Source organism: Qipengyuania marisflavi (genome assembly GCF_005884405.1).
Lineage (GTDB): Bacteria > Pseudomonadota > Alphaproteobacteria > Sphingomonadales > Sphingomonadaceae > Qipengyuania > Qipengyuania marisflavi.
Genome location: NZ_VCAO01000006.1, coordinates 28,594 through 54,394 on the forward strand (window position 1 = coordinate 28,594; position 25,801 = coordinate 54,394).

Sequence of the window (25,801 nt, forward strand, 5' to 3'; positions counted from 1 at the left end):
GGTGAAAATTGGTTTCCTCGCCTGCGCCGCGACGCTGCCCGATGGCGGGGCGGAGCGGCGCGGCGATGCCTATGAGCATGACCTCGAAGTGGCGGCATTGCGTCCGCCCTTCGCGGCGCATGGCATGGAAGTGGTGGAGCTGGACTGGCGCAGCCCGATCGAGAGTTTCGACGGGCTTGCGCTGGTCCTGCTCGGCACCGCATGGGATTATCAGGACCACCCCGAGGAGTTTCTCGCGCGGCTTGAGGCGCTGGCGGCGCGCGGGATTGCCGTGTGCAATCCGCCCGAAATCGTCCGCTGGAATGGTGACAAGAAGTATTTGCAGGATTTGTCCGCACGCGGCGCAGTGACTGTGCCCACGCTGTGGCATGATGATGTCGGGCGCGGCGAAATTGCAGCGGCTCTGGCACATTTCGGCACCGACCGGGTCGTGGTCAAACGGCAGGTGGGCGCGGGCGGGCTGGGCCAGCACAGTTTCCGCGTGGATGATTTGCCCGCCGCGGACTGGCGGATGGGCCATGCGGCGATGATCCAGCCCTTTCTGCCTGCCGTGGTTGAAGAAGGCGAGTTCACCTTTGTCTTTATCGATGGGGAATTTTCACACGGCGTGCATAAGCAGGCCGCGCCGGGCGAATACCGCATCCAGTCACTCTATGGCGGTTGGGAGAGCGATTATACGCCGGCGCCCGCGGATCTGGCGCGGGCGCAGGCAGTGGTTGCCGCGCTGCCATTTGATAATCCGCTCTATTGCCGCATCGATATGGCGCGTCTGCCCGGCGGCGAACTCGCAGTTATGGAGGCGGAGATGATCGAACCTTACCTATACCCGGAACAGGGTCCGGGGATGGGCGCAGCACTGGCAGCGGTGATTGCGCGGCGGCTGGCATAGCGCTGATTGTCCTTAGCGGTCAGACCTGATGCTGATCGCCTTGATCTGACCGGCTCTGCGATACCGCTGCGGGCATGATATGATCAAGCCCGAACGCTTCGATTGCCGAACTTGGCAAGGCTCCGATAAACCGTACCCCGGCCTCATTGCCTTCAGCCCACACAATTTGCCCCGCTATATGCGTCCGTTCGCCAATATCGAATACAATGGTTGATCCCGGCATCGCGATATCGTCGATCAATTCGATCCGGCAGCCTTCGGGCGACGCATCACAAATAAAAGCGCGGGCCGGGCGGGCCGGTGTGCGGCAATGCAGGATGATGTCGGTGACCCGACGTTCGGATTCTCGGCGTTCCAAAATTCCACCTCCCCAACAATTCTGCAGGGGACTATACGTAAACAATTGTTAAAAAGCAATGAAACCCAAGTAATCACAAAAATTGTCGTATTTATACAATTTTCTATCGGGCTTTATTTAACCGTTCCACACGCGACGTTCTTCGGCGGACTTCAAAATCTCGTAAGATAACTGTAACTTACGGAACTCTTCCGCAGCCTCTGCATCGCCCGGGGCGACATCGGGGTGGACGGTCTTGGCTTTTTCACGCCACGCTTTCTTGATCGCAGCGAAATCGGCATCGGCTTCCAGACCAAGCACTTCCAGCGCGCGCATTTCGTCGACAGTGCGGCTGCCATCGCCGCTGCCCGACCAGCCATAATGCTGCGCCTCGGCATAGCCGGTGTTGTCGCGGCGTTCGGCCTGTGCGCGTTCTTCACGCTCGGCCTTGTCCAGACCTTCGAAATAATCCCATTTCGAATTGTACTCCGCCGCGTGCTTCTGACAGAAATGCCAGCGATCGGGACTGTTGGGGGCCTTGGGCGCGGGGCATTCGCCCGCTTCCTCACACCCGTGCCGGTCACACAGCTTGATGGTCACGGCGTCGCGCGCGCTTTCATAACCGCGCCAGCGGGGAAAACCCCAGTCATTGGTACGGCGCGGCTTAGCCACGATGGGTGATCGTCATGATTTTGGCGGGCATGGGCGCCTATCTAACCCTCCGGGCGATTGGCGCAAGGGCGATGCCCGGTTGGCTTGCTGTGTTTACAATTCCAGGAACCAGTTGCAATTTGAAATGTTGCAGTGCAATGATTGGTTTACTTTCTGCAAGTAGGACGACCCAGATATGAGCAAGCAACTGACCCTGTCCGCCACCGCTGCGGTTTTGAGCATGGCGCTGGTCGCCGTCGTGACCAGCTTTGGCGGCTTTTCGGGCGAACCCGCCGGGCAGCTGGCGGGCAATGCGCCGCTGTTCGGGTTGACGGTCACGCGTTAAACGCCCGTAGTACATGCGGCACACAAAACGGCCCGCCTTTCGCAAGGCGGGCCGTTTGTCGTTAAAGCGGCGGTGATCAGTTGATCGTGACGGTCGCCGCGCGGCGGTTCTGCGCCCACGATCCTTCGTCCGAACCCAGCGCGACCGGGCGTTCCTTGCCATAGCTCAGCGTGCGGATACGGCTCGCCGGAATGCCCAGGCTGGTCAGGTAATTCTTCGCTGCGTTGGCGCGGCGTTCACCCAGCGCGAGGTTGTAATCGCGCGTGCCGCGCTCATCGCAATGCCCCTCCACCGTGAACATCACATCAGGATATTGCGCGAAATATTGCGCCTGACGCTGCAATTTGGCGGCATCTTCGGAATCGACATTGAATCGGTCGGTATCGAAATAGATCACCGTGTTCGACATCCCGACCGCATCGGTGAAATGCTGCTGAGAACCCACGCCCGGCCCGGTCGCAATCGGGGTGACCGGCGTAGTGTCGGTATTGTCCATCGGCGGCGGGGGCAGTTCTTCGGGGGCCTTTTTCTGGCAAGCGGCCAGACTGGCGGTCCCGGCAAGAAGCATGATGGCAGCGAAACGCGTATTCATAGGCTGTCCCCTTTTAAACAGCGGTGGCAAGGCAAGGTGGCACTTTAATTCGACCCATTAAATCAATGCAATCACGGCAGGATCGGTCCCCACGCCGGGTCCGAGGCATCCACCGGAGTGGGCAGGCGACGTTCGTTCTCGCCGGTCAGGTCAACCTGCCACAGCGAGGTGCGGCCCGAACCGCGCTCGGTCCGGAAATACTGGATGATCCGGCCATTGGGCGCCCATGTCGGCGCCTCGTCCTGCCAGCTATTGGTCAGATAGCGCAGATTGCGGCCCGCCGGGCTCATCACTGCAATGCGGAAATTGCCCGCAATATGCGTAAAGGCCACCTGATCGCCGCGCGGGCTCCATTCCGGCGTCGCAGCGCGGCCACCGAAGAAGGACAGCCGCCGCTGGTTCGAACCATCGGCATTCATGATATAGATCTGCTGGCTGCCCGAACGGTCGCTTTCGAACACGATCTGGCGGCCATCGGGGGAATAGGACCCGCCGATATCGATACCCGGCGTATCGGTCAGCCGCTCGCTTCGGCCACCGCGCGCGCTGACGCGGTAAATGTCGGTATTGCCGCCCACCGCCATCGAATACAGCACATGGCGTCCATCCGGGCTCCAGCGCGGCGCGAAGGTGGGATCGGTGTTCTGCACCACCAGCGTCTGTTTGCCGGTACCGATATCATAGACATAGATGCGCGGATTGCCGTCGACATAGCTGAGATACAGCAGCTGGCGGTAATCGGGCGAATAGCGCGGCGTCAGGGCGGTTGAGCGGCCCGTGGTGATGAAGCGGTGGTTGGCCCCGTCGCTGTCCATGATCGCCAGCCGCTTGCTGCGGTTATCTTTGGGGCCGGTTTCCGCGATATAGGCGATGCGGCTGTCGAAGAACGGGCTTTCACCGGACAGCCTAGAATAGATCAGATCGGCGCATTTGTGCGCGGCGCGGCGCCAGTCGGCGGCGGGCACCACCCAGCCTTCGCGCACCAGCTGGCTCTGCAGCGCCATGTCATAGAGATAGCAGCCGACGGTGAGCTTGCCGTCGCTCCGTCCGCGAACATAGCCGTGAACCAGCATTTCCGCGCCCCGGTTCGACCAGGTGCCGAAATTGGGTGCGGTGATCTCGCCAAAGCCGGGCTGCGGCAGCGCGTCGGGGCCGGTGGGCTTGAACAGGCCGTTGTTTTTCAGATCAGCCGTGATGACCCGCGCCAGCTCCTTGCCCAGCGCGGCGGTGCCGTTCTGATTGGCGGGCGTGGGCACATTGGCATCGGTCGCAAAGCCGGGGATCGCAATGCCCAGATCGTCGAGATTGCCTTCGAAGGAGACATTGACCGACAGGCCCTCGCCCTCTTCGATGGTCTCGACCTCGCCGCCTTCGGGAACCGGCTGGCCAAGATCCTGGTTCTGCGCCGCGAGCGGGGCGGCGATCAACGCGAATGATGCGAAAAAGAGTTTCTTCATTGAGCCAGCTTCCAATCCAGATTGGCAGTAATCACCTTCCAAGCTTCGTAATACTCGCCCGGCAAGTCGAATGGGGCCGCCAGTTGCACAGCACGGACGGCCTGTTCACCGTGCCGCCCGGCCTGCGCGCTATTGGTGGCGTTGACACCGGTCTGGCGCACCACCTGCGGCTTGCCCGCCAGAGAGCCGTCGGCGTTGAGACGAAACTTCACGAAAGACACGATGCGTTCGACATCCTGACCATTGGGCGGCGACCAATGCGGCTTGATCTGTCGCGCCACCGCCTGCCCGATGGACGCCTTTGCGCTCGCCCCGATCTGCGAGGCCGGAGTGCGGGTTTCGCTGGTCGTGGCGCTCTCGCCAGCACCGGCCAGAAAATTATCACCCACGCGTGACCCGCCCGCTTTGGGGGCAGGCTTGGGCTTGGGAGGCGTGGTGGTGCGCGGCGGATCGGGGCGGCGGCGCGGGCGCGTGTCGGGCCGGGCAGCGGCGCTGGGCACCGGGACCGGCGGCTGGACGCGCGTTACCGGGCGTTCGACCGGCTGCGCCACGGGGCGTTCTTCCGGCGGAGAGATTGCGGGATTGTCGTCAAGCACCGGAGCCTGAGCCGCGCGGCTTTCGGCCACCGGATCGGGCGCGGTGGCGGACAGGCCGACATCTTCGGCCAGGCTTACGGTCATGCGTTCGGGCGTCAGCACCGGCTCGCGCGTGTCGGGCTGGAGCAATAACGCAGCGACCACCAGCACATGCAGGCCCAGCGCCACCAGCAAGCCGGCGCGTTCCTCTGTCCTGAAGGTGCCTGATGTCATTTCCATAGCGCTACGGACCGTCCGATGAACCGCTGTTGACCGGCGCAGGCGCCCCGCCATTGGTAATCAGCGAAATCCGGTTCAGCCCGGCGCGGTTCAGCTCGCCCATCACCGCCATCACCCGGCCATAGTCCAGCGCCCGGTCGGCGCGCAGCGTGATGTCGGGGCCAGTCCCGCCGGTGCGCGGCAGGCTGGCGAGCGCGTCTGGCAATCCGCCCACCGCCACGCGGTTGTCGTCGATATAGACGAAACCTTCGGCATCCAGGCTGATCGTCACCTGCTGGCTGTCCTGCGGCAGCGCATTGGCGCGGCTGTCGGGCAGGTCGATAGGCACACCGGCGGTCAGCAGCGGCGCAGTGACCATGAATATGATCAGCAGCACCAGCATCACGTCGACCAGCGGGGTGACGTTGATCTCGGACATGGGCCGCCGCCTTCCGCCCCTGCGGCCCCGGCGTCCCCCACCCCCCGATGCAAACCCCATCGCCATTTACTTGGCTTCCAGCTGGCGGCTGAAAGTGGCGTTCAGCTTGTCGGCAAAGCGTTGCAGCTGCGCCTCGTACCGGTCCACCGTATGGCTGAAACGGTTGTAGGCGATCACGGCGGGAATCGCGGCGAACAGGCCGATGGCGGTGGCAAACAATGCCTCGGAAATACCCGGCGCGACCACTGCGAGCGAGGAGCTTTCCTGCGCGCCGATCTGGAAGAAGCTGTTCATGATGCCCCACACCGTGCCGAACAGCCCGACAAAGGGCGCTACCGAGCCGACCGTGGCGAGGAAATTTAGACGCTCGGCGATATCGTCCGCCTCTAGCGCGATCTGGCTGTCCATGCCCCCGGCAATCCGCTGGCGCAGCGCTTCGGGATCGCGCACGCCGGTCTTGGTCGAGCGCCGCCATTCGCCCACTGCCGCCTGCGCCACGCGGGCGCTGGGAATGTCCTTGCCGCCGCGTTCGGACATGAAACGGTCGAAGCTTTCGGCCTGCCAGAACTCGCTTTCATAATCGCGCGTGCGGCTGCGCAGCCGCCCCATGCGCAGCGAGAATGACACGATGATCATCCACACCCACACGCTGGCCAGCAGCAGGCCCGCCATCACCACCTGCACCACAATATCGGCATCAAGGAACAGGCGGAGCGGATCGAGCCGCGTCGGGGCGGCGGCGGCGAGCAGGGAAAGGGCTGTCATGTGTCCTCTTGGGTTTTAAAGGTGTCAAAGGCGGCGCGCCATGCGGCAGGCTGGCGGATCGGTTTGCCATCGGGGGAGACAAAGCCGACACGCAGCTGCGCCTCGGCCAGCAGATCATCGCCGCGCCGGGCAATCTGGTGCATCCGGCAACTGGCGGCGCGCATTTCGGTGCAGCGCGTTGCGATCAGCACATCGTCATCCAGCCGCGCGGGGCGCAGATATTTCAGCGTGATTTCGGAAACCGCATAGGCCCCCTCGCCCGCCTCGATCGCGGCGCGCTGGTCAATCTCCAGCCGCCGCAGCAGATCGGATCGCGCGCGTTCAAACCAGCGCAGATAATTGGCGTGATAGGTGATGCCCGACAGGTCGGTATCCTCGTAATAGACGCGCACCGCATAAAGGTGGCGGCTGCCGTCGATCAGGCCGTCGGGAGGGTGGGGCAAGGTCATGTTTCGCGCCGCCTTTATCCCAGTGGCGAGTCGCTGGGCAACTGCAAACGACCAAACGGGCACTGCGGGCGACGGGCGGCGTCTATCGGGGCGGTCGAGAGTGCCTGTTAGCGGCGCAGGATCATCGGGCCCAGCGGCTGACCGCCAAACAGATGGACGTGCAGATGCGGCACTTCCTGTCCGCCATGCACGCCGGTATTGGCCAGCAGGCGATAACCCGGCTCCACCAGCCCCTTGTCACGCGCCACCATGCCCACCGCGCGCACGAAACCGGCGATTTCCTCGGCGTTGGCGCGGGCAGAAAAATCATCCCAGCTGACATAGGCACCCTTGGGGATCACCAGCGTGTGGATTTCGGCCTGCGGATTGATATCTTCAAACGCCAGCGCCCATTCGTCTTCATACACGCGGTTGCACGGGATTTCGCCGCGCAGGATTTTCGCGAAGATATTGGCATTGTCATAGGGCTGTGTGGGATCGATCGGCATTATTCGCTCCGGCTGGCTTTTTCCGCGATGCCCGATGTGCCTTCACGCCGGTCAAGCTCGGCGCAAACCTCGGCCAGCGGAATATCGCGCGCGCGCAGCAGCACCATCAGGTGGAAGATCAGATCGGCTGCTTCGCCGACCACATCCTGCCGGTCATGCGCCAAGGCCGCAACGGCTGTTTCAACCGCCTCCTCGCCCACTTTGCGCGCGATTTCGGGCAGGCCCTTGGCAAGCAGTCTGGCGACATAGCTGGCGGAGGGATCGCCGCCCTGACGCTGGGCGATCACGGTTTCCAGAGTGGTGAGTGTATCCATTGCCTGCGCGCTATGGACGCAGGCGCGCGCTGCGGTCAACGGTTCGGCGATATCGAAGGGGTCAGGCTCAATCGGCGTGGCGGTTAAGCAGGAAGCGTCCAATTAAAATCCCGGCAAGACCCACGGCCACCATCGTCGCCAGCGTGGGTTCGGACAGCTGCGCGGCCAGACCTGCGGCCCCGCTCATATCGGCAAATTGCGCTGCTAAAGAGACGATCTGACTGCTCACGATTGTGTCTGTAGCACAGCTGCAAGGGCGCTGCATTGTATCCATGCGAAATGTCCCGCCCGGAGACACTGACGCCCGTTTCAGCCCCGCGCGGGCAATCCGGCAGCGCGCAGCGCGTCATGCGCTTCGGCAATCGTGTGCTGGCCGAAATGGAAAATCGACGCGGCCAGCACCGCGCTGGCGTGCCCCTGCCGCACCCCTTCGACCAGATGATCCAGCGTGCCGACCCCGCCGCTGGCAATCACCGGGATGCCAACCGCATCGGCGATGGCGCGGGTTAGGCCCAGATCGTAACCGCGCTTCGTCCCGTCGCCATCCATCGACGTGACCAGCAATTCGCCCGCGCCCAGCTCTGACAGACGGCACGCGTGTTCCAGCGCATCCAGACCGGCGGCGCGGCGGCCGCCGTGGGTGAAGATTTCCCAGCGGTCCCCAACGCGGCGCGCATCGACGCTGGCGACCACGCACTGGCTGCCGAATTTGCCTGCGATATCGGCGACCAGCTCGGGCCGCTCAACCGCTGCGGAATTGACTGCAATCTTGTCCGCGCCTGCCAGCAACAATGCGCGCGCATCCTCTACGCTGCGCACCCCGCCGCCCACGGTCAGCGGCATAAAACACACCTCTGCCGTGCGCCGGACGATATCGAGCAAGGTGCCGCGCCCTTCATGCGTGGCCGAGATATCGAGAAAACACAGCTCGTCCGCACCCGCCGCATCATAGGCCTGCGCCTGCTCCACCGGATCCCCCGCATCGCGCAGATCGACAAAGTTTACCCCCTTCACCACACGCCCGTCGCGCACATCGAGGCAGGGAATGACGCGGATGCGGACAGTCATCAGCGCGCTGCCATTGCCAGCGCCGCGCTCAGGTCCAGACGCCCTTCGAACAGCGCGCGGCCTGTTATCACGCCTTCAATGCCCTCGTGTGCGTGCAGCGACAGGACGTGGATATCGTCCAGCCCCTTGACCCCGCCACTGGCGATCACGGGGATGTCGACGCGGCGGGCAAGCTCCAGCGTCGCATCGATGTTCACGCCCTTGAGCAGGCCGTCGCGCCCGATATCGGTGAACAGCAGGCTGGCGACCCCGGCATCCTCGAACCGGCGGGCCAGATCGACCACGCCGACATCGGATACTTCGGCCCAGCCTTCGGTTGCCACCATCCCGTCCTTGGCATCCACCGCCACCACGATGCCGCCGGCGTATTCGCGCGCCATATCCTTGACGAAATCGGGATCCTTGAGCGCGGCTGATCCCATCACGATCCGCGCCACACCAGCCGCGAACCAGCCTTCGACGTCCGCGCGCGTGCGGATGCCGCCGCCCAGCTGGACGTAGCCTGGGAAAGCCGCGACGATGCGCTGCACCGCCTTGCGGTTCTGCGCGCTGCCGGCGAAGGAGCCGTCGAGATCGACGACATGGAGATGCTCCGCCCCCGCCCCGGCAAACAGCATGGCCTGCGCCGCCGGATCGTCACCATAGACGGTCGCGCGGTCCATATCGCCTTCGGCCAGCCGCACCACCTGGCCGCCCTTCAGGTCGATTGCGGGAAATATGATCATGGCTTCCACTCCAGGAAACGCGAAAGCAGCGACAGACCGAAAGCCTGGCTCTTCTCGGGATGAAATTGCACGCCCAGCAGATTGTCACGGCCAATCGCCGCCACCAATCCGCCGCCGTGGTCGGTCATCGCCAGCACATCGGCACCGCTGCTGGCGTGAAAATGATAGGAATGCAGGAAATAGGCCTCGCCCGTCTCGACCACCGGATGCCCGCGGGCGTGCGGCGTCAGCGCGACATCGTTCCAGCCCATATGCGGCACCTTGATAGAACTGTCGGCGGGCACAATCCGGCGCACTTCACCGCCGATCCAGTCCAGTCCCGGCGTCTCGCCATGCTCCAGCCCGCGCGTCGCCAGCAATTGCATCCCCACACAGATGCCCAGAAACGGCGCGCCGCCCACGAACACCCGTTCGTGCATCGCCTCCGCCGCTCCGGTCACAGCGCGTAATCCCTCGGCGCAGGCCTTGAACGATCCGACACCGGGCAGCACGATGCGGTCCGCCGCGCGCAGCACATCGGGATCGGCAGTCACCTGGACATGCGCGCCAACCTTGCGCAGCGCGTTTTCGACCGAATGCAGATTGCCCGCGCCATAATCGACCAGCGCGACGACTTCAGCCACCAAGCTGCCCCTTGGTGCTTGGGACCATCCCGCCCTTGCGCGGATCAACCTCGACTGCCGTGCGCAAGGCGCGGGCAAAACCCTTGTAGATGCTTTCGCAAATGTGGTGGTTGTTCTGGCCGTAAAGCAGTTCAATATGCAGCGTCAGCCCGGCAGTCTGCGCCACTGAATGGAACCAGTGTTCGATCAGTTCCGTGTCCCATTCACCCAATTTTTCCTGCGTGAACCCGGCGCGCCACACCAGGTAGGGGCGGCCCGAAATATCCAGCGCCACCCGTGCCAGCGTCTCGTCCATCGGCGAATAGGCCGCGCCGTAGCGCGCGATCCCGCCTTTGTCTCCCAGCGCCTGCGCCAGCGCCTGACCCAGCGCCAGCGCGCTGTCTTCGGTGGTGTGGTGCTGATCGACATGCAGATCGCCCGTCACCTGCATCGTCACATTGATCAGGGAATGGCGCGATACCTGTTCGACCATGTGATCGAGAAAGCCGATCCCGGTCGACACATCATAGGCCCCCGTCCCGTCGAGATTGACCTCGACCAGAATGCGGGTTTCTTCGGTGTTGCGTTCTATCCGGCCTGTTCGCATGGCCGCAGCGCTAGAGAGGATGATGCGCCTGCGCAAGACATCGCCGCATCATCGCCTCGCACGCCCCGCCGCTGTGGTCAGGGTAAAGCCGCAGTTAAAGCCCTTGACCCGCGCCGACCGGCGCTCCACCTACGCCCCATGAGCGAAGACACGCCCGACAGCCTGATCCCCTATGATGCCATCGTGCAGGAGGCCCTGCGCGCAGTGGTCGGCCGCGTGCTGAATGAAATTGTGGACGGCGGCAGCGAACTGCCCGGCAACCACCATTTCTACATCACTTTCAAGACCCACGCGCCCGGCGTCACCATTCCCGACAGCCTGCGCCAGCGGTTTCCCGATGAAATGACCATCGTGCTCCAGAACAAATTCTGGGACCTCAATGTGCGCGAGGATGGCTTTGGCGTCGGCCTGTCGTTCAATCAGGTCCCTGCCATGCTCGACATCCCTTACGCAGCGATCACGCAATTCGTCGATCCGGCGGTGGATTTCGGGCTGCAATTCCAGGCGACCGTCGCCGACATGGCACCCGCCCCCACCGATCTGGCTGGCAATGACGGGCTGGAACAGGGCGGGGATGACGGCGTTAAAGGAGCGGATGACGGCTCCAATGTCGTCACGGTCGATTTCGGCCGCAAGAAATAGCTGCCGGGGCCGACCCCGGCATGGCAAGGGGCACGACATGGCGAAGAAAGCCAAGCATATTACCGACACAATGGGCAAGAAAATCGCCAGAGCCGGGCGCAAGGCGTCCGATGAAAACACCGTACCCGGCCCCAGCACCGATCCTTCGACCAATCTGATCATCCATGACATCGTGTTGCGCAGCGCCGGGCGGCTGACCCGCCTGACGCTGGAAAAGGGCCTGCTGGGCCGCCGTTACGGCACCCGTTTTGCCAAGGATGTGGTCGAAAACCGCTCGCTGCTGCACACGCTGGCGGCTTATGGCGTTACCAAGCTGGCGACCCGTTCGCTGCCCGGTGCGGCGCTGGTCGGCGGCGGCCTGCTGGTCAAGACCATCTTCGACCGCAGCAAGTCCAAGCGCGCCGCCAAACGCGATGGCAACAGGGTGCTGCGCGAACAGGCCAAGGAATAAGGCCCGCCAACAGCAATGCATCGGGGGTTGATCTATGCCCCCGCCATGCGGCAACAGCGCGCATGACCGAATCCGTCCAGCATATCGACACGCTCGCCCGGCGCGGCATCATGTTCATCCTTTCCTCGCCTTCTGGCGCAGGGAAAACCACGATTTCCCGGATGCTGCTGGCCGCTGATGACCAGATCAAGCTGTCGGTTTCAGCCACCACCCGTCCGCCCCGCCCCGGCGAGGAAGACGGCGTGCATTACCATTTCGTCGATGACGCGGCGTTCGACCGGATGATCGAGGAAGACGATTTCTACGAATGGGCGCATGTCTTCAATTACCGTTACGGCACCCCCAAAGGGCACATCCGCAGCGGGCTGAAAGACGGTCAGGACGTATTGTTCGACATCGATTGGCAGGGCACGCAGCAGCTGTTCCAGAAGGACCAGCAAGATGTGGTTCGCGTGTTCATCCTGCCCCCCAGCATCGCCGCGCTCCAGCGCCGCCTGGAAAACCGCGCCACTGACAGCGGTGACGTGATCGAAAGCCGCATGGACCGCGCCCGCTCGGAAATCAGTCATTGGGATGCCTATGACTATGTCGTCATCAACGACGATGTCGATGAATGCTTCGCCAAGGTCCGCGATATCCTGGCCGCCGAACGTATGAAGCGCCAGCGGCAAACGGGGCTCATCCCCTTCGTGCGAGAATTGATGGGCTGATTGTCGGCTTACGACCCAATTGCGGACGCAACAGGTCTGGAGGGGCTTTTCGCTTCATGTCTCCGGAAGGGAAAAAAGGGTGTCGAAGGTTGTCTCCAGCGCGCGGGCGATTTTTAAGGCCAACACCGCCGACGGAACGAATATGCCGTTTTCGACCGAGTTAATGGTTTTTCGCGTCACACCGGTCTGCTCCGCAAGCTGAGCCTGGGTAATGCCTTTTTCAGCGCGACGAACCTTCATCGTGTTGTGCAGCCGCTCATTCGTCATCGGGTACCGCTCGTTCCATCAGTGCGAACCCGATTATCGGGAGCGACAATCCTACGATTAGCATTGCGCGCAGAAGGTCATGGGCAGGCACGGTTGTGTTGCTTGCGACGAACAGGGCGATCAAGTTGGCACCGATCATGAGGCAATAGCCCCAAGTGAATGCCCTACGGCGATTCTGACGCGTAAGTTCGTCCTCGGTCGACATTCTCGGTCGTGCAAAAATTGGCGTTAGCAAGGCTACGACGGCGAGTGTCAGGAGCGTGAGGGCCATGGGGCCGATCATCGAAAACGCGCTTCCGGATAATTTTTCCTGCACGTGATGAAATTCGGTCAGCTGCCACGCAGCAAAGGCAATACCGAGGAGAAGAAGGAATCCGGCGCGGCCTCTGGAAATTTGATTGATCGTTGACACTAACGTTCTCCCATTGTGTGGAATGAGTAGTGTGCGTTACAACAGGAGAAGTCAACTACTCATTTGATTGGCGAAGATCGGGTCCGCTTCCCACCCCAATTCCAGAAATCCGGGGGCGAACGGGAAACCTTTTTCCTACAGTCGTGCGCATCGATAGGGTCTGATTGGTTCCTTCATACCGTCGATCAAACAGGCACGTTCAGCGGTTGCCGAATAAACGCGGCAATCCCGCGCAAATTTCGAGTGCACTTTGCGCGACTGCCTAAGGTTACACCAAACCGCGCGAACAGGAGCATAACTTGCTGAACAAAATCGAAAATTAAGCCCGACAAAGTTTTTTAAAAGGCCCCGGTGTGTGTAACACCCCGCCGCCGAAATGGCTGGTCAGAGCGCCTCGGCAAAATGGCTGGGCAGATGCGCGTTGACGATGCCGCCGTCCACGGTCAGCGTTTCGCCCACGGTGTAATCGCCCGCCCGGCTGGCGAGATAGACCGCGCTGCCGCCCATATCGAGCTTGTCGCCGACGCGTTTGTTGGGGATGCCCTTGGCGGATTGTTCCTCGTGGTCGCGGGCCACCTTGTTCATGCTCGACGGGAAGGCACCCGGCGCAATCGCGGTGACATAGACATTGTCCTGCACCAGCCGCGCCGCCATCCGGCGGGTGAGGTGGATCAGCGAGGCTTTGGAGGCCTGATAGGAATAGGTCTCCCACGGATTGATGCGCAGCCCGTCGATCGAACAGATGTTGATGACCTTGGCCGGGCGATCCTTGTTGGCCGCCGCGGTCAGCAGTGGGTGCAATTGCTGGGTCAGGAAAAACGGCGTCTTGACGTTGAGGTCCATCACCTTGTCCCAGCCAATCTCGGGAAAATCGAGATATTCGGCGCCCCATGCGGCCCCGGCATTGTTAACCAGAATGTCCAGCTTGCTCTCGCGCCCGGAAATCTCTGCGACCAGTGCGGCGATCCCGTCCATGGTCGAGATATCGCCCTGAATGCCAATCACCCGGTCACCCAGTTCGGCGCAAGTGTCTTCGATCTCGTTGATCTTGCGGGCGCTAATGTAAACCCGGTCGATGCCCGCCGCGAGGAAGCCCTCGACGATCATCTTGCCGATCCCGCGGCTCCCGCCAGTAACCAGTGCGGTGCGCCCCTTGAGGCTGAAAAGGTCTTCGAGGGTCATAATTATTCTCCTGTCGTCATCGCGGCGGAGGCCGGGTGACGGTAGTGTTTAATAGCCCGACAACTCTGCCACGCGGCCGGCGTGGTAATATTGGTCGCCAAGGAATTCCTGCAGCGCCCGGTCGCGTTTCATAAACAGGCCGATATCGTATTCATCAGTCATGCCGATACCGCCATGCATCTGCACACCTTCGCGGACCGCCAGACCGGCGGCCTGCGCCACCTTGGCCTTGGCGACCGAGGCCATCAGATCGGCCTTTTCGCTGCCCGCGTCCAGCAGCTGCGCCGCCTTGATCGTGGCGGCCCGGGCAATTTCGACTTCGGAATACAGATGTGCGGCGCGGTGTTGCAGCGCCTGAAACTCGCCGATCAATTTGCCGAACTGCTTGCGCTGCTTGAGGTAATCGACGGTCATGTCCATCGCCCCGCTGGCCACGCCAACCCCTTCGGCAGCCGCGCCGATGCGCCCGGCCATCAGCATCTGGTTCAGCACCGCGCGGCCACCATCGACCTCACCGATGACCGCATCGCCGTCCAGCTCGACATCGGCGAATTTGGTGTGCGTCGCCATCGAGCTGTCGACCAGCCGCACCGCCTCATGGGTCATGTTGGCGGCATCCCTGGGGACTGCGAACAGGGTGATCCCGCCCTCATCATTGTCATCTCCCGACGTGCGCGCGGCGACCACCAGCATATCGGCGCTGGCGCCCTGGAGCACAAAGTCCTTCTGTCCCGACAGGCGGAACCCGTTGCCCGATTTCTGGGCGCGGGTCTTGATCCGTTCGGGGCGGTGCTTGCCGCCCTCGTCGATTGCCACGGCAAACACGCTGTCACCGGCGATCAGGCCGGGAAGCCAGCGGCCCCTGGCATCATCGCTGCCATGCGCCAGCGCGGTGGCGGCGAGCACGGAGGAGGTGAGGAAGGGCGAGGGTGTCAGATTGCGACCGATTTCCTCCAGCACGATGCCGGCTTCGACATGGCCCATGCCCAGTCCGCCATCATTCTCGGCTACCAGCATCCCGGTGAAACCCATTTCGGCAAACTGCTTCCACAATCCGTGGCCGAAACCGTCCTTGCAATCACGGTCACGCCAATGGCGCAGCTGTTTGGTGATCGCACCTTCGTCAGCCATGAACTGGCGGGCGCTGTCGGCGAGCATCGCCTGGTCGTCGTCATGATAGAGCGGCATGGATCAGGCTCCCGGCAGATCGAGGATACGTTTGGCGATGACGTTGAGCATGACCTCGGACGTGCCGCCTTCGATGGAATTGGCCTTGGTCCTCAGCCAGCCGCGTGCCGCCTTGCCGCCGCCCGTTTCGGCGCTGTCCCATTCCAGCGCCCGGCTGCCGCCCGCCGCCATCATCAGCTCGTGACGGCGCTTGTTCAGCTCGGTCCCGGCGTATTTCATCATGTTCGGCTGGGCGGGATGGCCCTTGCCGACATTGACCTCGTCGAGGAATTTCTCGCCCATTGCGGAATAAGCCAGCGCATCGACATCGAACTGCGCCAATTGCGCGCGCAGCACCGGGTCGATCTCGCCCACCATTCGCTTGATCACCGCGCCAATCCCGGCAGTGCGATCACCGCCGCCCGCGCCGGAAATCATCTCGCGTTCGTGGCCGAGCAGATATTTTGCCACGTCCCACCCGCGATTGATCTCACCGACATGCTGTTCTTTGGGGACCTTCACATCGTCGAAGAAGGTTTCGCAGAACGGGCTGTTGCCACTGATCAGCAGGATCGGCTTGGTGCTGACGCCAGCCGTTTCCATGTCGAACAGCATGAAGGTGATGCCCTGATATTTGTTGCTCTTGTCGGTGCGGACAAGGCAGAAAATCCAGTCGGCTTCATCGGCGTAAGAGGTCCAGATTTTCTGGCCATTGACCACCCAATGGTCGCCCTCGTCAGCGCCAAAGGTCTGCATCGACACCAGATCGGAGCCGCTGCCGGGTTCGGAATAGCCCTGACACCAGCGGATTTCACCGCGGGCGATCTGGGTCAGATAATGCTTCTTCTGCTCCTCGGTACCGAATTTGAGCAGAGCGGGGCCGAGCATCCAGATGCCAAAGCTGGACAATGGCAGACGCGCGCCGATGCTGGACATTTCCTGGCGCAAGATCTTGGCCTGGGCAGCGGACAGGCCCGCGCCGCCGTAATCCCTGGGCCAATCGGGAACGGTGTAACCCTTGTCGCGGCAGGCCAGGAACCACTGCTTTTGCGCGTCGCTGTTGAAAACGGCCCGGCGTCCGCCCCAGAAGACATCCTCTTCCCCGCGTACCGGTTTGCGCATTTCTTCGGGGCAGTTGGCTGCCAGCCAGTCACGCACCTCGGTGCGGAATGCTTCCAGATCGGACATTGTCCAGGCTCCTCTCGATAAGCTCCCAATTGACGCTTACGTTAGGGTGATTCGCGCCGCCCAAGCAAGCGCGTTGATGCCGCATCGCGATGCCGTAGCGTCACCCTGTTTCCGTTGACGCGAAGGGCAGCTCGCCTAAGCTGAAAGCCGCAGAAATTGGGAGATTGGACGCGTGCGATTCTCGGGAAAGACGGTGGTTGTGACCGGCGGTGCATCCGGTATCGGGGCAGCGATTGTCCGCCTTTTCGCCTGTGAACAGGCGGTGGTTTACGCCGCCGATATCGATGCCGATGGCGGCGCGGCGATGGCTGCCGAGACGGCTGATGAAACTGGCGGCGATGTCCGTTTCCAGCTGTGCGATGTGACCGACCCCGATGCGATCCGCCAGCTGATGGACCGCGCGGCGCAGGAAACCGGCGGGATCGATACGGTTGTAAACAATGCTGGCGCTGGCGGCGCGCGCGCCTCCATCGCAGAGATCGAACCGGAGGAGTGGGACCGCACGATGGACCTGCTGCTGCGCTCGGTCGCATTCGGGATCCGCTATGCCGTGCCGCATATGAAGGACCGCAGCGGCGCCAGCGTGGTCAACATCAGCAGCGTGGCGGCCATCGGCCCCGGCTATTCGCCCACCGCCTATGCGGTGGCCAAGGCGGGGGTGCTCAACCTGACCCGCTGCGCCGCGACCGATCTGGCGCAATTCGCCATCCGTGTGAATGCGGTGCAGCCGGGTTTCATCAACACCAATATCTTTACCGCCCCGCTCGAAATGGATGCCGCGACCGAGGTGCAGGCCAAGGCGGCCATCGCGCATGTTTCTTCCGGCGCGCAGCCGGTGGCGCGTGGCGGCCAGCCCAGTGACATCGCCGATGCAGTGGCTTTCCTTGCCAGCGATGCCGCAGCGTTCATGACCGGCGCTTCGCTGGTGGTCGACGGCGGGCTGACCTTGGGGCCGCGGCAAAGCTGGGATCCGGCCCAGCCGGGCATCACTGCCACGCTGGAAGCGATGGTCAAGGCGCAGCAACCCGCCTGATGGCGTTTGTGACCGGCCCCCTGCCCCAGCGGCTCAAGCTGATCCACGGGTTTGGCGCGGTGGCGTTCGGGATCAAGGACAGCGGCTTCAGTTTCTTCCTGCTGATCTTCTACAATCAGGTGTTGGGCATGGATGCCGCCCTGGTCAGCCTGGCGTTGGCGCTGGCGCTGCTGGTTGATGCCGTGATCGACCCGCTGCTGGGGAATCTGTCCGACCGCACGTACACCCGCTGGGGCAGACGGTTGCCGTGGCTCTATACCGCGCCGATCCCGCTGGCGGTTGCCTGGATCATCCTGTGGAGCCCGCCCGGCGGCAGCGAGCCCAGTTTCTGGGGCCTGCTGGGGATCGCAGTAACCGTGCGGATGCTGCTGTCGGCCTGCGAAGTGCCATCGGTCAGCCTGCTGCCCGAAATCACATCCGATTATGTCGAGCGCACCACGCTGTTCCGCTATCGCTATCTGTTCGGATGGCTGGGCGGCATTCTGGTGATGGTGCTGGCCTATACTGTCTTCATGGCCGGGCCAGAGGGGATGCTGGAGGCAGAAGGATACCAGCGGTTCGGCATTTTCGGCGGCATATTGATGGCGATTTCGGTGATCGGGTCGGCGCTGGGCCAGCACCGGCTGGTGGCGCATCGCCCCGCAGTCAAGCCGCCGCCCTTCAGTATCAGAACCGCGTTTTCGGAAATCCGCGAGGCTTTTAGCGAAAAGGCATTCCTGATCTTCGCCGCCGGGGGTCTGGCTGCTTATATCAGTCAGGGCATGACCTTCTCGCTGTCGAATTATCTCAATCTGTTCGTCTGGCAATTCGACCGTGCGGCGTTGATTGCCTATCCGGTGATCCTGTTCGTCTCGGTCGTGATCATGTTCTTCATTGTCGGGCCGATGCACCGCAGCTGGGGCAAGCCGAAAAGTGCCGCGATGTCGGCTGTCGGATCGCTGATCCTGATGCTGATGCCCTACAGTTTATTGCTGGCAGGCTTCTGGCCGCCGGTCGGCACTTTGGCGTCGACTGCGCTGCTGTACGCCTTCATCCTGTGCGCCAACACGCTGGGCGTGGTGGTGATGATTTCTGCCAGCTCGATGATTGCCGAGATCGTCGAGGCGTTTGAAGAGCGCACCGGACGCCGCGCCGAAGGCAGCTTTTATTCGGGGCATTGGTTCGTCCAGAAATGCGCCACCGGGGTTGGCATCCTGCTCAGCGGCCAGATTATCGCGCTCTCGCATTTTTCAACCGATGCCGTACCGGGCAGCGTGCCTTCTGGCGCGCTATCATCGATGATCCTGATGTATTGCGGGATCAGCATCGGGCTGGCGCTGTTCGCCGCATATTGGCTAAGCCGTTTTCCGATTGACCAGGCCCAGCATGAGGCACGGCTGGCCACGCTTGACCAGATCGCGCGCGCCGATCCCGACGCGAGCATTACGGCGCCATGACATCAAAACCGCCAATGGACAGTGCCGCTTCCCGCGGGCTATGTAAGTTTCACAGCGCAACGCATTTGAATTGAGAGAGAGGACGAAGCCAGATGGATTTTCAACCGACCGAGAGGCAGCAATATTGGCGCGACCGGGTCCGCAATTTCGTCCAAGACCATGTCCGTCCGGCGGTATCGACCTATCACGCGCAGGATGCCGAGGGGGATCGCTGGAAAGTCATCCAGGTGGTCGAGGATCTGAAGGCCAAGGCCAAGGATCAGGGCATCTGGAACCTGTTCATGCCGCCGCGCAATGACGGGCACCACCACGTCGAGGAAAGCTTCGAGTTTGAAGGGCCCGGCCTGACCAATCTGGAATATGCGCTGTGCGCTGAAGAGATGGGCCGCATCGGCTTCGCCAGCGAAACCTTTAACTGCTCAGCCCCCGACACCGGCAATATGGAGGTGCTGCACCGTTACGGTACGCGCGATCAGAAGGACCGCTGGCTGGCCCCGTTGATGCAGGGCGAAATCCGCTCTGCCTTCCTGATGACCGAACCGCAGGTCGCCAGCTCCGACGCGACCAATATCGAATGCCGGATTGACCGTGATGGTGATGACTATGTGATCAATGGCCGCAAATGGTGGTCATCGGGTGCGGGCGATCCGCGCTGCAAGATTGCCATCGTGATGGGCAAGACCGATTTCAGCGCCGGCCGCCATGCGCAGCAGTCGATGGTGCTGATGCCTCTGGACGCGCCGGGCGTGAACATCCTGCGCCACCTGCCCGTGTTCGGTTATGATGATGCGCCGCATGGCCATATGGAAATCGAGCTGAAGGATGTCCGCATCCCGGCAACCAATATGCTGCTGGGCGAAGGCCGCGGTTTCGAAATCGCGCAGGGCCGCCTCGGGCCGGGCCGTATCCATCACTGCATGCGCACCATCGGCGTGGCCGAAGAAGCGCTGGAGAAGATGTGCCGCCGACTGCAGGCGCGCGAAGCTTTCGGCAAACCGATTTACAAGCATTCGGTCTGGGAAGAACGCGTTGCACAGGCGCGGATCGACATCGACATGACCCGCCTGCTCTGCCTCAAGGCGGCGGATATGATGGACAAGGTTGGCAACAAGGCCGCCAAGCAGGAAATCGCGATGATCAAGGTGCAGGCGCCCAATATGGCGCTGCGCATTATCGACAATGCGATTCAGGCGCATGGCGGCGGCGGCGTGTCCGAAGACTTCGGACTGGCCAAAGCCTATGCCCACCAGCGCACACTGCGGCTGGCCGATGGTCCCGACGAGGTTCACGCCCGTTCCATCGCCCGCATGGAGTTTGCCCGCCACACTCCCCTGCCCGGCGAGGCCGACGACACTCTGAGCAGCGGCGATATGGGCGCAACACGCTGAGGAGCAGCTGATGGCTAAAGCGGCGATACTCGAACAGCCCGGCAAGGGTCTGGTGATCGGTCATGTCGAGCTGGCCGATCCCGGCCCGCACGAAGTCCTGATCGACACCAAGGCCTGCGGGCTGTGCCATTCGGACCTGCACTTTATCGAAGGCACCTATCCCCACCCAGTCCCCGCCATTCCGGGGCACGAGGCGGCGGGTGTGGTGCGCGCGGTGGGCAGCGAAGTGCGTATGGTAAAGCCCGGGGATCACGTCGTGACATGCCTTTCGGCCTTCTGCGGACAGTGCGAATTTTGCGTCACCGGGCGGATGGCTTTGTGTTTGGGCGGGGGCACTCGCCGATCAAGCGCTCAGTCGCCCCGGATCAAGCGCTTGATTGACAACTCTCCGGTCGCCCAGATGCTCAATCTGTCGGCCTTTTGCGAACAGATGCTGATCCACGAAAACGCCTGCGTCGCAATCGACAAGGCGATGCCGCTGGACCGTGCGGCGGTGCTCGGCTGCGCAGTGACCACCGGTGCGGGTGCGATTTTCAACGCCTGCAAAGTGGTGCCGGGCGAAACCGTGGCAGTGATCGGCTGCGGCGGAGTGGGACTGGCGACAATCAACGCGGCCAAGATTGCGGGAGCGGGCAAGGTCATCGCCATCGACCCGATCAAGGAGAAGCGCGATCTCGCCGAAGTGCTCGGCGCGACCCATGTGGTGGATTCCGCCGCTGACGATGCGGCGGATCAGGTGCTGAAACTGACCGGCGGCGGTGTGGATCACGCTATCGAAGCGGTCGGACGGGAAGCCAGCGCCGACATGGCGGTCAAGATCCTGCGCCGCGGCGGTACAGCGACAATTCTGGGCATGATGCCGCTGGACTGCAAGGTTGGGCTGGGCGCGCTGGACCTGCTGGGCGGCAAGAAGCTGCAAGGCGCAATCATGGGGATGAACCACTTCCCGGTCGATTTGCCTCGGCTGGTCGATTTCTACCTGCGCGGCCTGCTCGACCTCGACAGTATCGTGGCCGACCGCATCCAGCTGGAAGCGATCAACGAAGGGTTCGAAACGATGAAAAGTGGCCATGCCGCGCGCAGCGTGGTGGTGTTCAACTGATGACCCAGACCGGCGCACCGCAGATCGATTACGAGAAGGAAATGGTCGGCACCGTCGCGGTGCCCGAGCGTGACAGGCTGGACGAGGCCGCGCTGACCGCTTGGATGGAAGCCAATGTCGCGGGGTTTGCAGGCCCTCTGACGCTTTCAAAATTCAAGGGTGGTCAGTCCAACCCTACCTACCGCGTCGACACCCCGGCCCAAAGCTATGTCCTGCGCCGTCAACCGTTTGGCAAGCTGCTGCCGAGCGCCCATGCTGTCGATCGCGAATACAAGGTGATGGCGGCGCTTGGCCCCAATGGCTTCCCGGTGCCCAAAACCTATGGTTTGTGCGAAGACCCTGAAGTGCTGGGTAGCATGTTCTTCGTGATGGGCCTCGCCGATGGCCGGTCGCTGTGGAACGGGGCATTGCCGAACAGCTCCAAGGCCGAACGGCGCGAAATCTACCACGCCATGATCGACACCATGGCAGACCTGCATCTGCAGAAACCCGGTGCCATCGGGCTGGGCGATTACGGCAAGCCGACCGACTATTGCGCGCGCCAGATTGCGCGCTGGTCCAAGCAATATAAATTGTCCGAAACCGAGCACATCGCCAAGATGGAGCGGCTGATCGAATGGCTACCGCAGACCATCCCGCCGCAGCATGAAAGCAGCGTGGTTCACGGCGACTACCGGCTCGACAATATGATCTTCGCGCCCGATGCCAACCGCGTGCTGGCGGTGCTCGATTGGGAATTGTCGACGCTGGGCGATCCGATTGCCGATTTCAGCTATCTGATGCTCAACTGGTTCAACCCCGCTGATGGCCGTGCGGGGCTGGAGGGGCTTGATCTGGAAGAGCTGGGCATTCCGGGCGTAAAGGAAGCGGTTGCCCGCTATGTCGCGCGTACCGGTTATCCCGTGCCGCCGATGGATTGGTACTTTGCCTATAATCTGTTCCGACTGGCGGGGATCATGCAGGGCATCAAGAAACGCGTGATCGACGGCACTGCCTCCTCTGCTCATGCCAAGGCGATGTCGGAACGGGTCTATCCGCTGATCGAACGCGCTTATGAATTTGCGCTCGCGGCGGGGATGGACGATGCGGCGCCGGGCGCTTAACGACGCGGCAACTGATTTGCCGGAGAATTGCATGACCACCGACCTTGCCACCACCATCGAAGCAGCGTGGGAAGACCGCGCTTCGGTCACACCCGACAGCACCGACATCCGCAGCGCGGTCGAGGCGGCGCTGGCGATGCTCGACAATGGCAGCGCGCGGGTGGCGCAGCCTGATGGCAATGGCGGCTGGCAGGTCAACCAATGGCTCAAGAAAGCCGTGCTGCTCAGCTTCCGGCTCAACGACAACCGCGTGATGGAAGGCGGCAGCGCGGGCCATCCGGCGTTCGACAAGGTGGCATCCAAATTCGCCGGTTGGGACGATGCCCGGTTTCGCGAAGCGGGGTTCCGGGTCGTGCCCGGTGCCATTGCCCGCGCCGGCGCGCATATTGCGCCGGGCTGTGTGCTGATGCCCAGCTTCGTCAATATCGGCGCCTATGTCGGCGAAGGCACCATGGTCGACACCTGGGCCTCCATCGGCAGCTGCGCTCAGATCGGACAGAACTGCCATATCTCCGCAGGCGCGGGGATTGGCGGGGTGCTGGAACCCATGCAGGCCAACCCGACCATTATCGGCAACAATTGCTTTATCGGCGCGCGTTCCGAAATCGTCGAAGGCGTGATCGTGGGCGAAGGATCGGTCGTCGCGATGGGGGTTTTCGTGACCCAATCCACCAAGATCGTCGACCGCGCGAGCGGAACGGTTACACGCGGTGCCATCCCGGCCTATTCGGTGGTGGTACCCGGCACTCTGCCCGATCCGGCAGGCGGCCCTTCGCTGGCCTGTGCGGTGATCGTCAAGACAGTGGATGCTCAGACCCGCGCCAAGACCGAAATCAACGACCTGCTGCGCGACTGAGCGCAGACAGGAACATCCGCCAAACGCATTCGTAAACCCTACGACACAGATTTGATGGGAGATCCGCAATGGAAGACCAAGACGGCAAAGTGCATTTGAACGAGGAAGAGGCCAGCGGCGGTTCGAAAGAAGGCGTCGTTCGCTGGATCCTGCTTGGCGGCTTGCTGCTGGCAATCGTGCTGCTGTCGGTCACCTGGATCGTCCCCGCCATGATGCAGGGCGACGTCGAGGAAGAGGCCACGGTGAGCGGCGAAATTCAATCGCGTGAAGATGATGGCGGCGACACTGATAGCATCGTCAGCGATCAGTTCGCACCCGATGCCGAGCCGACTGCCGTGCCGGAGCCTGCGGAGACCAACTAAACCTGTGATTCAACGTGTCAGCCGCCACGCGAATGCCCCGCTGTCAGACGTTCATAATCGGTCAGCTAATGGAGTGCAGCCGCCTGCGTTTGGCAGGTGTGATCGGCTTGGTAAGTTACGGGAATTCGATGAGGCTGCGAGTCATTGGCAACGACATTTCTAGGGCTGCGCCGCTGATCCCGGACGCGCCGGGGATAGCGCTATTCTGATATCGATTCCCGACAATGCGCAGGTCATCAGCGCAACTTTCAGCCAGCAGCTTGCCATCGGTACCGGGATGATCGCGCTGTGCGTGGTCATCCACGGAATCGGGCTGTTTTCGCTTCAGCGGATCATGTCGCGTGAGCGGATGTCGGCTCGCTTTGAAACTCTGGAACCATTGTCAGTAACCGGCGCCATATTCACGCTGCTGACGGTGTTTTCGATCATCTTCATCCACTTTGTAGAGATCTGGCTGTTCGCCTTCCTCTACGACTATCTTGGCGCGCTGAGCTCATTTAGCGAGTCCCTATATTTCTCGACCATCAGCTATGCGACGATTGGTTATTCCGATGCGTCGATACACGAAAAATGGCGCATGATTGCAGCGCTTGAGGGGATTCTCGGCGTGATCCTGCTGGGCTGGTCGACGGCCTTCTTTGTCCGTGTTCTGGGCAAGCTTGAAGGCGACGACAAGAAATAGCGTCAATCCGCCTCGCCATCCGGAACCGGGGCCTCAATCGGCAGCGCCCCGCTCTGGCTGGCAGCATATTGCTCGGCCGTTTTAAGAACCTGCATCATATTGTGTGAGGCGATCTGCTCCAAGTCAGCCTGTGAGTAGCCTCGCCGCGCCAGTTCTTCGAACAAGGCGGGATAGCCGGTGACGTCTTCCATCCCGATCGGCCCGCTCGCCATCCCGTCATAATCGCCGCCAACGCCGATATGCGCGATCCCGGCCACCGCGCGGATGTGGTCGATATGGTCGGCCATGTCGGACACTGTCGCTGGCGGAGAAGGATTGGCCGCATCCCACTGTTCCAAGGCGTTCTTTACCGCCGCAGGTTGCCCCTGCCACAGAGTTTGCAGCCGCGCCTGCTCCCCCTGACGCGCTGAATACCACTGGCGCTGCGTCTCGCTCAGAAATCCGGGCAACGCCACCACCATGACGATCCCGCCATTGTCCGGCAGACGCGCCAGCACGCTGTCGGGCACATTGCGCGCATGGCCATTGATCGCGCGCGCGGCAGAATGGCTGAAGATCACTGGCGCGCCTGCGACATCCAGCGCATCCAGCATGGTCTTCTCGCTAACGTGGCTGAGATCGACCAGCATCCCCAACCGGTTCATCTCGCGCACCACATCCTTGCCGAAATCGGTCAGCCCGTCATGCTGCGGCGCGTCAGTGGCCGAATCCGCCCAGGGCGTGTTCTTCGAATGCGTCAGCGTCATATACCGCGCGCCGAGGGCATACATCTGGCGCAGCACCGCCAGGCTCGATCCGATTGAATGGCCGCCCTCCATCCCGATCAGCGAGGCAATCCGCCCTGCGCGCATTGCCGCCTCGACATCGGCCGCCCTCAGAGCCAGCTGCAGATCCTGCGGATAGCGGGCAACCAGCCGCCGCGTGACATCAATCTGTTCGATCACCGCCTGCACCGCTTCGGGCTCTGACAGATCGGCTGTGACATAGACCGACCAGAACTGCGCCCCGACCTTGCCCTGCCGCAAGCGCGCCAGATCGGTGTGCATCACGCGCCCGTTTTCGGCATCGGGACCGGAATCGCTGGTATCAGCAAAGTCGAAACCTGCGATCACATTGCGATACCGCCCGCGCAGCTGGATCGGCACGTCATTGTGGCCGTCCCAGACAGGCGCAGCTTCCAGCGCAGCGGCCGCAACAGCTTCGGGCGTGCGACCTTGGGCGGCCAGTGGAGCGCCAGCAAGGCACAGAGCCAGTCCAGTTAAAGTCAGGGCGGATTTCATAGCTGCTTCTCCCGGTG

At 62.4% G+C, this 25,801-nt stretch carries 34 protein-coding genes; 13 read left to right on the top strand and 21 right to left on the bottom strand.

What is annotated here, in order from left to right; translation table 11 throughout:
• Position 1 precedes the first annotated feature (1 nt).
• The gene (locus FEV51_RS10645) at positions 2-889 is read left to right on the top strand and encodes an ATP-grasp domain-containing protein (RefSeq protein ID WP_246034536.1); all 888 of its coding nucleotides are present in this window, start codon (positions 2-4) and stop codon (positions 887-889) included.
• 19 nt (positions 890-908) lie between these two features.
• On the opposite strand, the gene FEV51_RS10650 is transcribed toward FEV51_RS10645, so the two are convergent.
• Together FEV51_RS10650 and FEV51_RS10655 are read right to left on the bottom strand one after the other, a co-directional pair.
• Positions 909-1,247 (bottom strand): PilZ domain-containing protein, encoded by a 339-nt coding sequence (locus FEV51_RS10650; protein WP_171033107.1) that lies wholly within the window; start codon positions 1,245-1,247, stop codon positions 909-911.
• A 117-nt stretch (positions 1,248-1,364) separates the two neighbouring features.
• Positions 1,365-1,898, bottom strand: a complete 534-nt coding sequence (locus FEV51_RS10655) for a J domain-containing protein (RefSeq protein WP_138618750.1) — start codon at positions 1,896-1,898, stop codon at positions 1,365-1,367.
• Between the two features lie 175 nt (positions 1,899-2,073).
• Between FEV51_RS10655 and FEV51_RS13165 the strand changes: the two genes are divergently transcribed.
• Positions 2,074-2,223, top strand: a complete 150-nt coding sequence (locus FEV51_RS13165; RefSeq protein ID WP_171033108.1) for a hypothetical protein — start codon at positions 2,074-2,076, stop codon at positions 2,221-2,223.
• A 76-nt stretch (positions 2,224-2,299) separates the two neighbouring features.
• On the opposite strand, the gene pal is transcribed toward FEV51_RS13165, so the two are convergent.
• From pal to hisB, 13 genes are all read right to left on the bottom strand, one after another.
• Positions 2,300-2,815 (bottom strand): peptidoglycan-associated lipoprotein Pal, encoded by a 516-nt coding sequence (gene pal, locus FEV51_RS10660; RefSeq protein ID WP_171033109.1) that lies wholly within the window; start codon positions 2,813-2,815, stop codon positions 2,300-2,302.
• Between the two features lie 71 nt (positions 2,816-2,886).
• Positions 2,887-4,272, bottom strand: a complete 1,386-nt coding sequence (gene tolB, locus FEV51_RS10665; protein ID WP_138618751.1) for a Tol-Pal system beta propeller repeat protein TolB — start codon at positions 4,270-4,272, stop codon at positions 2,887-2,889.
• A complete protein-coding gene (locus tag FEV51_RS10670; protein WP_246034537.1) occupies positions 4,269-5,081 on the bottom strand; it encodes an energy transducer TonB in 813 nt (270 codons plus the stop codon). The genes tolB and FEV51_RS10670 overlap by 4 nt, the downstream gene beginning before the upstream one ends.
• A gap of 10 nt (positions 5,082-5,091) precedes the next feature.
• On the bottom strand, positions 5,092-5,571 hold the full coding sequence (locus tag FEV51_RS10675; protein ID WP_138618755.1) for an ExbD/TolR family protein: 480 nt from the start codon (positions 5,569-5,571) through the stop codon (positions 5,092-5,094).
• Positions 5,572-6,270 (bottom strand): protein TolQ, encoded by a 699-nt coding sequence (tolQ, locus tag FEV51_RS10680; protein WP_138618757.1) that lies wholly within the window; start codon positions 6,268-6,270, stop codon positions 5,572-5,574.
• Entirely contained in the window at positions 6,267-6,719 is a 453-nt protein-coding gene (locus tag FEV51_RS10685; protein WP_138618759.1) for a YbgC/FadM family acyl-CoA thioesterase, read from the bottom strand. The genes tolQ and FEV51_RS10685 overlap by 4 nt, the downstream gene beginning before the upstream one ends.
• Before the next feature lie 107 nt (positions 6,720-6,826).
• Positions 6,827-7,207 carry a histidine triad nucleotide-binding protein gene (locus FEV51_RS10690; RefSeq protein ID WP_138618761.1) on the bottom strand — a complete coding sequence of 127 codons (381 nt, stop codon included), beginning with the start codon at positions 7,205-7,207 and terminating at the stop codon, positions 6,827-6,829.
• Positions 7,207-7,521, bottom strand: a complete 315-nt coding sequence (locus tag FEV51_RS10695) for a phosphoribosyl-ATP diphosphatase (protein ID WP_138618763.1) — start codon at positions 7,519-7,521, stop codon at positions 7,207-7,209. The genes FEV51_RS10690 and FEV51_RS10695 overlap by 1 nt, the downstream gene beginning before the upstream one ends.
• Positions 7,522-7,588: 67 nt before the next feature.
• The gene (locus FEV51_RS13170) at positions 7,589-7,750 is read right to left on the bottom strand and encodes a hypothetical protein (RefSeq protein ID WP_171033110.1); all 162 of its coding nucleotides are present in this window, start codon (positions 7,748-7,750) and stop codon (positions 7,589-7,591) included.
• Between the two features lie 80 nt (positions 7,751-7,830).
• A complete protein-coding gene (hisF, locus tag FEV51_RS10700; RefSeq protein WP_138618765.1) occupies positions 7,831-8,589 on the bottom strand; it encodes an imidazole glycerol phosphate synthase subunit HisF in 759 nt (252 codons plus the stop codon).
• Entirely contained in the window at positions 8,589-9,314 is a 726-nt protein-coding gene (gene hisA / locus FEV51_RS10705; protein ID WP_138618767.1) for a 1-(5-phosphoribosyl)-5-[(5-phosphoribosylamino)methylideneamino]imidazole-4-carboxamide isomerase, read from the bottom strand. The genes hisF and hisA overlap by 1 nt, the downstream gene beginning before the upstream one ends.
• A complete protein-coding gene (hisH, locus tag FEV51_RS10710) occupies positions 9,311-9,937 on the bottom strand; it encodes an imidazole glycerol phosphate synthase subunit HisH (protein ID WP_138618769.1) in 627 nt (208 codons plus the stop codon). Before hisH ends, hisA begins: the two co-directional genes overlap by 4 nt.
• Positions 9,930-10,523: an imidazoleglycerol-phosphate dehydratase HisB gene (hisB, locus tag FEV51_RS10715; RefSeq protein ID WP_138618771.1), complete on the bottom strand. Its 594-nt coding sequence runs from the start codon at positions 10,521-10,523 to the stop codon at positions 9,930-9,932. The genes hisH and hisB overlap by 8 nt, the downstream gene beginning before the upstream one ends.
• Positions 10,524-10,661: 138 nt before the next feature.
• Here hisB and FEV51_RS10720 point away from each other — a divergent pair, with 138 nt between their 5' ends.
• From FEV51_RS10720 to gmk, 3 genes are all read left to right on the top strand, one after another.
• Entirely contained in the window at positions 10,662-11,165 is a 504-nt protein-coding gene (locus FEV51_RS10720; protein WP_138618773.1) for an SspB family protein, read from the top strand.
• 37 nt (positions 11,166-11,202) lie between these two features.
• Positions 11,203-11,616 carry a hypothetical protein gene (locus tag FEV51_RS10725; RefSeq protein WP_138618775.1) on the top strand — a complete coding sequence of 138 codons (414 nt, stop codon included), beginning with the start codon at positions 11,203-11,205 and terminating at the stop codon, positions 11,614-11,616.
• Between the two features lie 62 nt (positions 11,617-11,678).
• A complete protein-coding gene (gene gmk / locus FEV51_RS10730) occupies positions 11,679-12,326 on the top strand; it encodes a guanylate kinase (RefSeq protein ID WP_138618777.1) in 648 nt (215 codons plus the stop codon).
• Between the two features lie 54 nt (positions 12,327-12,380).
• Here the strand turns inward: gmk and FEV51_RS10735 are convergent, their stop codons facing one another.
• The 5 genes from FEV51_RS10735 to FEV51_RS10755 form a co-directional block, all read right to left on the bottom strand.
• Positions 12,381-12,593 (bottom strand): helix-turn-helix transcriptional regulator, encoded by a 213-nt coding sequence (locus tag FEV51_RS10735; RefSeq protein WP_138618779.1) that lies wholly within the window; start codon positions 12,591-12,593, stop codon positions 12,381-12,383.
• Complete coding sequence (locus FEV51_RS10740; protein ID WP_138618781.1) at positions 12,583-13,005, bottom strand: hypothetical protein; 423 nt, start codon at positions 13,003-13,005, stop codon at positions 12,583-12,585. Before FEV51_RS10740 ends, FEV51_RS10735 begins: the two co-directional genes overlap by 11 nt.
• 384 nt (positions 13,006-13,389) lie before the next feature.
• The gene (locus tag FEV51_RS10745) at positions 13,390-14,187 is read right to left on the bottom strand and encodes an SDR family NAD(P)-dependent oxidoreductase (RefSeq protein WP_138618783.1); all 798 of its coding nucleotides are present in this window, start codon (positions 14,185-14,187) and stop codon (positions 13,390-13,392) included.
• Positions 14,188-14,235: 48 nt separating this feature from the next.
• Positions 14,236-15,375 (bottom strand): acyl-CoA dehydrogenase family protein, encoded by a 1,140-nt coding sequence (locus tag FEV51_RS10750; protein ID WP_138618785.1) that lies wholly within the window; start codon positions 15,373-15,375, stop codon positions 14,236-14,238.
• Positions 15,376-15,378: 3 nt separating this feature from the next.
• Positions 15,379-16,542, bottom strand: a complete 1,164-nt coding sequence (locus FEV51_RS10755; RefSeq protein ID WP_138618787.1) for an acyl-CoA dehydrogenase family protein — start codon at positions 16,540-16,542, stop codon at positions 15,379-15,381.
• Between the two features lie 172 nt (positions 16,543-16,714).
• On the opposite strand from FEV51_RS10755, the gene FEV51_RS10760 reads away from it, so the two are divergent.
• The 8 genes from FEV51_RS10760 (at position 16,715) to FEV51_RS10795 (ending at position 24,504) form a co-directional block, all read left to right on the top strand.
• Positions 16,715-17,575 (top strand): SDR family NAD(P)-dependent oxidoreductase, encoded by an 861-nt coding sequence (locus FEV51_RS10760; protein WP_138618789.1) that lies wholly within the window; start codon positions 16,715-16,717, stop codon positions 17,573-17,575.
• Positions 17,575-19,011 carry an MFS transporter gene (locus FEV51_RS10765; protein ID WP_138618791.1) on the top strand — a complete coding sequence of 479 codons (1,437 nt, stop codon included), beginning with the start codon at positions 17,575-17,577 and terminating at the stop codon, positions 19,009-19,011. The genes FEV51_RS10760 and FEV51_RS10765 overlap by 1 nt, the downstream gene beginning before the upstream one ends.
• A gap of 92 nt (positions 19,012-19,103) precedes the next feature.
• Positions 19,104-20,399, top strand: coding sequence for an acyl-CoA dehydrogenase family protein (locus tag FEV51_RS10770; RefSeq protein ID WP_138618793.1), 1,296 nt, complete (start codon positions 19,104-19,106; stop codon positions 20,397-20,399).
• A gap of 10 nt (positions 20,400-20,409) precedes the next feature.
• Positions 20,410-21,501, top strand: coding sequence for a Zn-dependent alcohol dehydrogenase (locus tag FEV51_RS10775; protein WP_138618795.1), 1,092 nt, complete (start codon positions 20,410-20,412; stop codon positions 21,499-21,501).
• The gene (locus FEV51_RS10780) at positions 21,501-22,604 is read left to right on the top strand and encodes a phosphotransferase family protein (protein ID WP_138618797.1); all 1,104 of its coding nucleotides are present in this window, start codon (positions 21,501-21,503) and stop codon (positions 22,602-22,604) included. The genes FEV51_RS10775 and FEV51_RS10780 overlap by 1 nt, the downstream gene beginning before the upstream one ends.
• A gap of 31 nt (positions 22,605-22,635) precedes the next feature.
• A complete protein-coding gene (dapD, locus tag FEV51_RS10785) occupies positions 22,636-23,460 on the top strand; it encodes a 2,3,4,5-tetrahydropyridine-2,6-dicarboxylate N-succinyltransferase (protein ID WP_138618799.1) in 825 nt (274 codons plus the stop codon).
• Between the two features lie 68 nt (positions 23,461-23,528).
• A complete protein-coding gene (locus tag FEV51_RS10790; protein WP_138618801.1) occupies positions 23,529-23,822 on the top strand; it encodes a hypothetical protein in 294 nt (97 codons plus the stop codon).
• A gap of 277 nt (positions 23,823-24,099) precedes the next feature.
• Positions 24,100-24,504, top strand: coding sequence for a potassium channel family protein (locus FEV51_RS10795; RefSeq protein WP_138618803.1), 405 nt, complete (start codon positions 24,100-24,102; stop codon positions 24,502-24,504).
• A gap of 2 nt (positions 24,505-24,506) precedes the next feature.
• On the opposite strand, the gene FEV51_RS10800 is transcribed toward FEV51_RS10795, so the two are convergent.
• Complete coding sequence (locus tag FEV51_RS10800) at positions 24,507-25,784, bottom strand: dipeptidase (RefSeq protein WP_138618805.1); 1,278 nt, start codon at positions 25,782-25,784, stop codon at positions 24,507-24,509.
• Between the last annotated feature and the right edge of the window lie 17 nt (positions 25,785-25,801).

Excerpts from the sequence above, each read along its gene's own strand:
- hisA (WP_138618767.1), bottom strand. The coding sequence starts at position 9,314 with ATGATCATATTTCCCGCAATCGACCTGAAGGGCGGCCAGGTGGTGCGG.
- hisB (WP_138618771.1), bottom strand. The coding sequence starts at position 10,523 with ATGCGAACAGGCCGGATAGAACGCAACACCGAAGAAACCCGCATTCTG.
- FEV51_RS10675 (WP_138618755.1), bottom strand. The coding sequence starts at position 5,571 with ATGGCGATGGGGTTTGCATCGGGGGGTGGGGGACGCCGGGGCCGCAGG.
- FEV51_RS10800 (WP_138618805.1), bottom strand. The coding sequence starts at position 25,784 with ATGAAATCCGCCCTGACTTTAACTGGACTGGCTCTGTGCCTTGCTGGC.
- FEV51_RS10670 (WP_246034537.1), bottom strand. The coding sequence starts at position 5,081 with ATGACATCAGGCACCTTCAGGACAGAGGAACGCGCCGGCTTGCTGGTG.
- FEV51_RS10695 (WP_138618763.1), bottom strand. The coding sequence starts at position 7,521 with ATGGATACACTCACCACTCTGGAAACCGTGATCGCCCAGCGTCAGGGC.
- FEV51_RS10720 (WP_138618773.1), top strand. The coding sequence starts at position 10,662 with ATGAGCGAAGACACGCCCGACAGCCTGATCCCCTATGATGCCATCGTG.
- dapD (WP_138618799.1), top strand. The coding sequence starts at position 22,636 with ATGACCACCGACCTTGCCACCACCATCGAAGCAGCGTGGGAAGACCGC.
- FEV51_RS10745 (WP_138618783.1), bottom strand. The coding sequence starts at position 14,187 with ATGACCCTCGAAGACCTTTTCAGCCTCAAGGGGCGCACCGCACTGGTT.
- FEV51_RS10750 (WP_138618785.1), bottom strand. The coding sequence starts at position 15,375 with ATGCCGCTCTATCATGACGACGACCAGGCGATGCTCGCCGACAGCGCC.
- FEV51_RS10795 (WP_138618803.1), top strand. The coding sequence starts at position 24,100 with ATGATCGCGCTGTGCGTGGTCATCCACGGAATCGGGCTGTTTTCGCTT.
- gmk (WP_138618777.1), top strand. The coding sequence starts at position 11,679 with ATGACCGAATCCGTCCAGCATATCGACACGCTCGCCCGGCGCGGCATC.
- FEV51_RS10725 (WP_138618775.1), top strand. The coding sequence starts at position 11,203 with ATGGCGAAGAAAGCCAAGCATATTACCGACACAATGGGCAAGAAAATC.
- FEV51_RS10790 (WP_138618801.1), top strand. The coding sequence starts at position 23,529 with ATGGAAGACCAAGACGGCAAAGTGCATTTGAACGAGGAAGAGGCCAGC.
- tolQ (WP_138618757.1), bottom strand. The coding sequence starts at position 6,270 with ATGACAGCCCTTTCCCTGCTCGCCGCCGCCGCCCCGACGCGGCTCGAT.
- pal (WP_171033109.1), bottom strand. The coding sequence starts at position 2,815 with ATGAATACGCGTTTCGCTGCCATCATGCTTCTTGCCGGGACCGCCAGT.
- FEV51_RS10775 (WP_138618795.1), top strand. The coding sequence starts at position 20,410 with ATGGCTAAAGCGGCGATACTCGAACAGCCCGGCAAGGGTCTGGTGATC.
- FEV51_RS10690 (WP_138618761.1), bottom strand. The coding sequence starts at position 7,207 with ATGCCGATCGATCCCACACAGCCCTATGACAATGCCAATATCTTCGCG.
- FEV51_RS10780 (WP_138618797.1), top strand. The coding sequence starts at position 21,501 with ATGACCCAGACCGGCGCACCGCAGATCGATTACGAGAAGGAAATGGTC.
- FEV51_RS10770 (WP_138618793.1), top strand. The coding sequence starts at position 19,104 with ATGGATTTTCAACCGACCGAGAGGCAGCAATATTGGCGCGACCGGGTC.
- FEV51_RS13165 (WP_171033108.1), top strand. The coding sequence starts at position 2,074 with ATGAGCAAGCAACTGACCCTGTCCGCCACCGCTGCGGTTTTGAGCATG.
- FEV51_RS10685 (WP_138618759.1), bottom strand. The coding sequence starts at position 6,719 with ATGACCTTGCCCCACCCTCCCGACGGCCTGATCGACGGCAGCCGCCAC.
- FEV51_RS10765 (WP_138618791.1), top strand. The coding sequence starts at position 17,575 with ATGGCGTTTGTGACCGGCCCCCTGCCCCAGCGGCTCAAGCTGATCCAC.
- FEV51_RS10735 (WP_138618779.1), bottom strand. The coding sequence starts at position 12,593 with ATGACGAATGAGCGGCTGCACAACACGATGAAGGTTCGTCGCGCTGAA.
- FEV51_RS10755 (WP_138618787.1), bottom strand. The coding sequence starts at position 16,542 with ATGTCCGATCTGGAAGCATTCCGCACCGAGGTGCGTGACTGGCTGGCA.
- tolB (WP_138618751.1), bottom strand. The coding sequence starts at position 4,272 with ATGAAGAAACTCTTTTTCGCATCATTCGCGTTGATCGCCGCCCCGCTC.
- hisF (WP_138618765.1), bottom strand. The coding sequence starts at position 8,589 with ATGACTGTCCGCATCCGCGTCATTCCCTGCCTCGATGTGCGCGACGGG.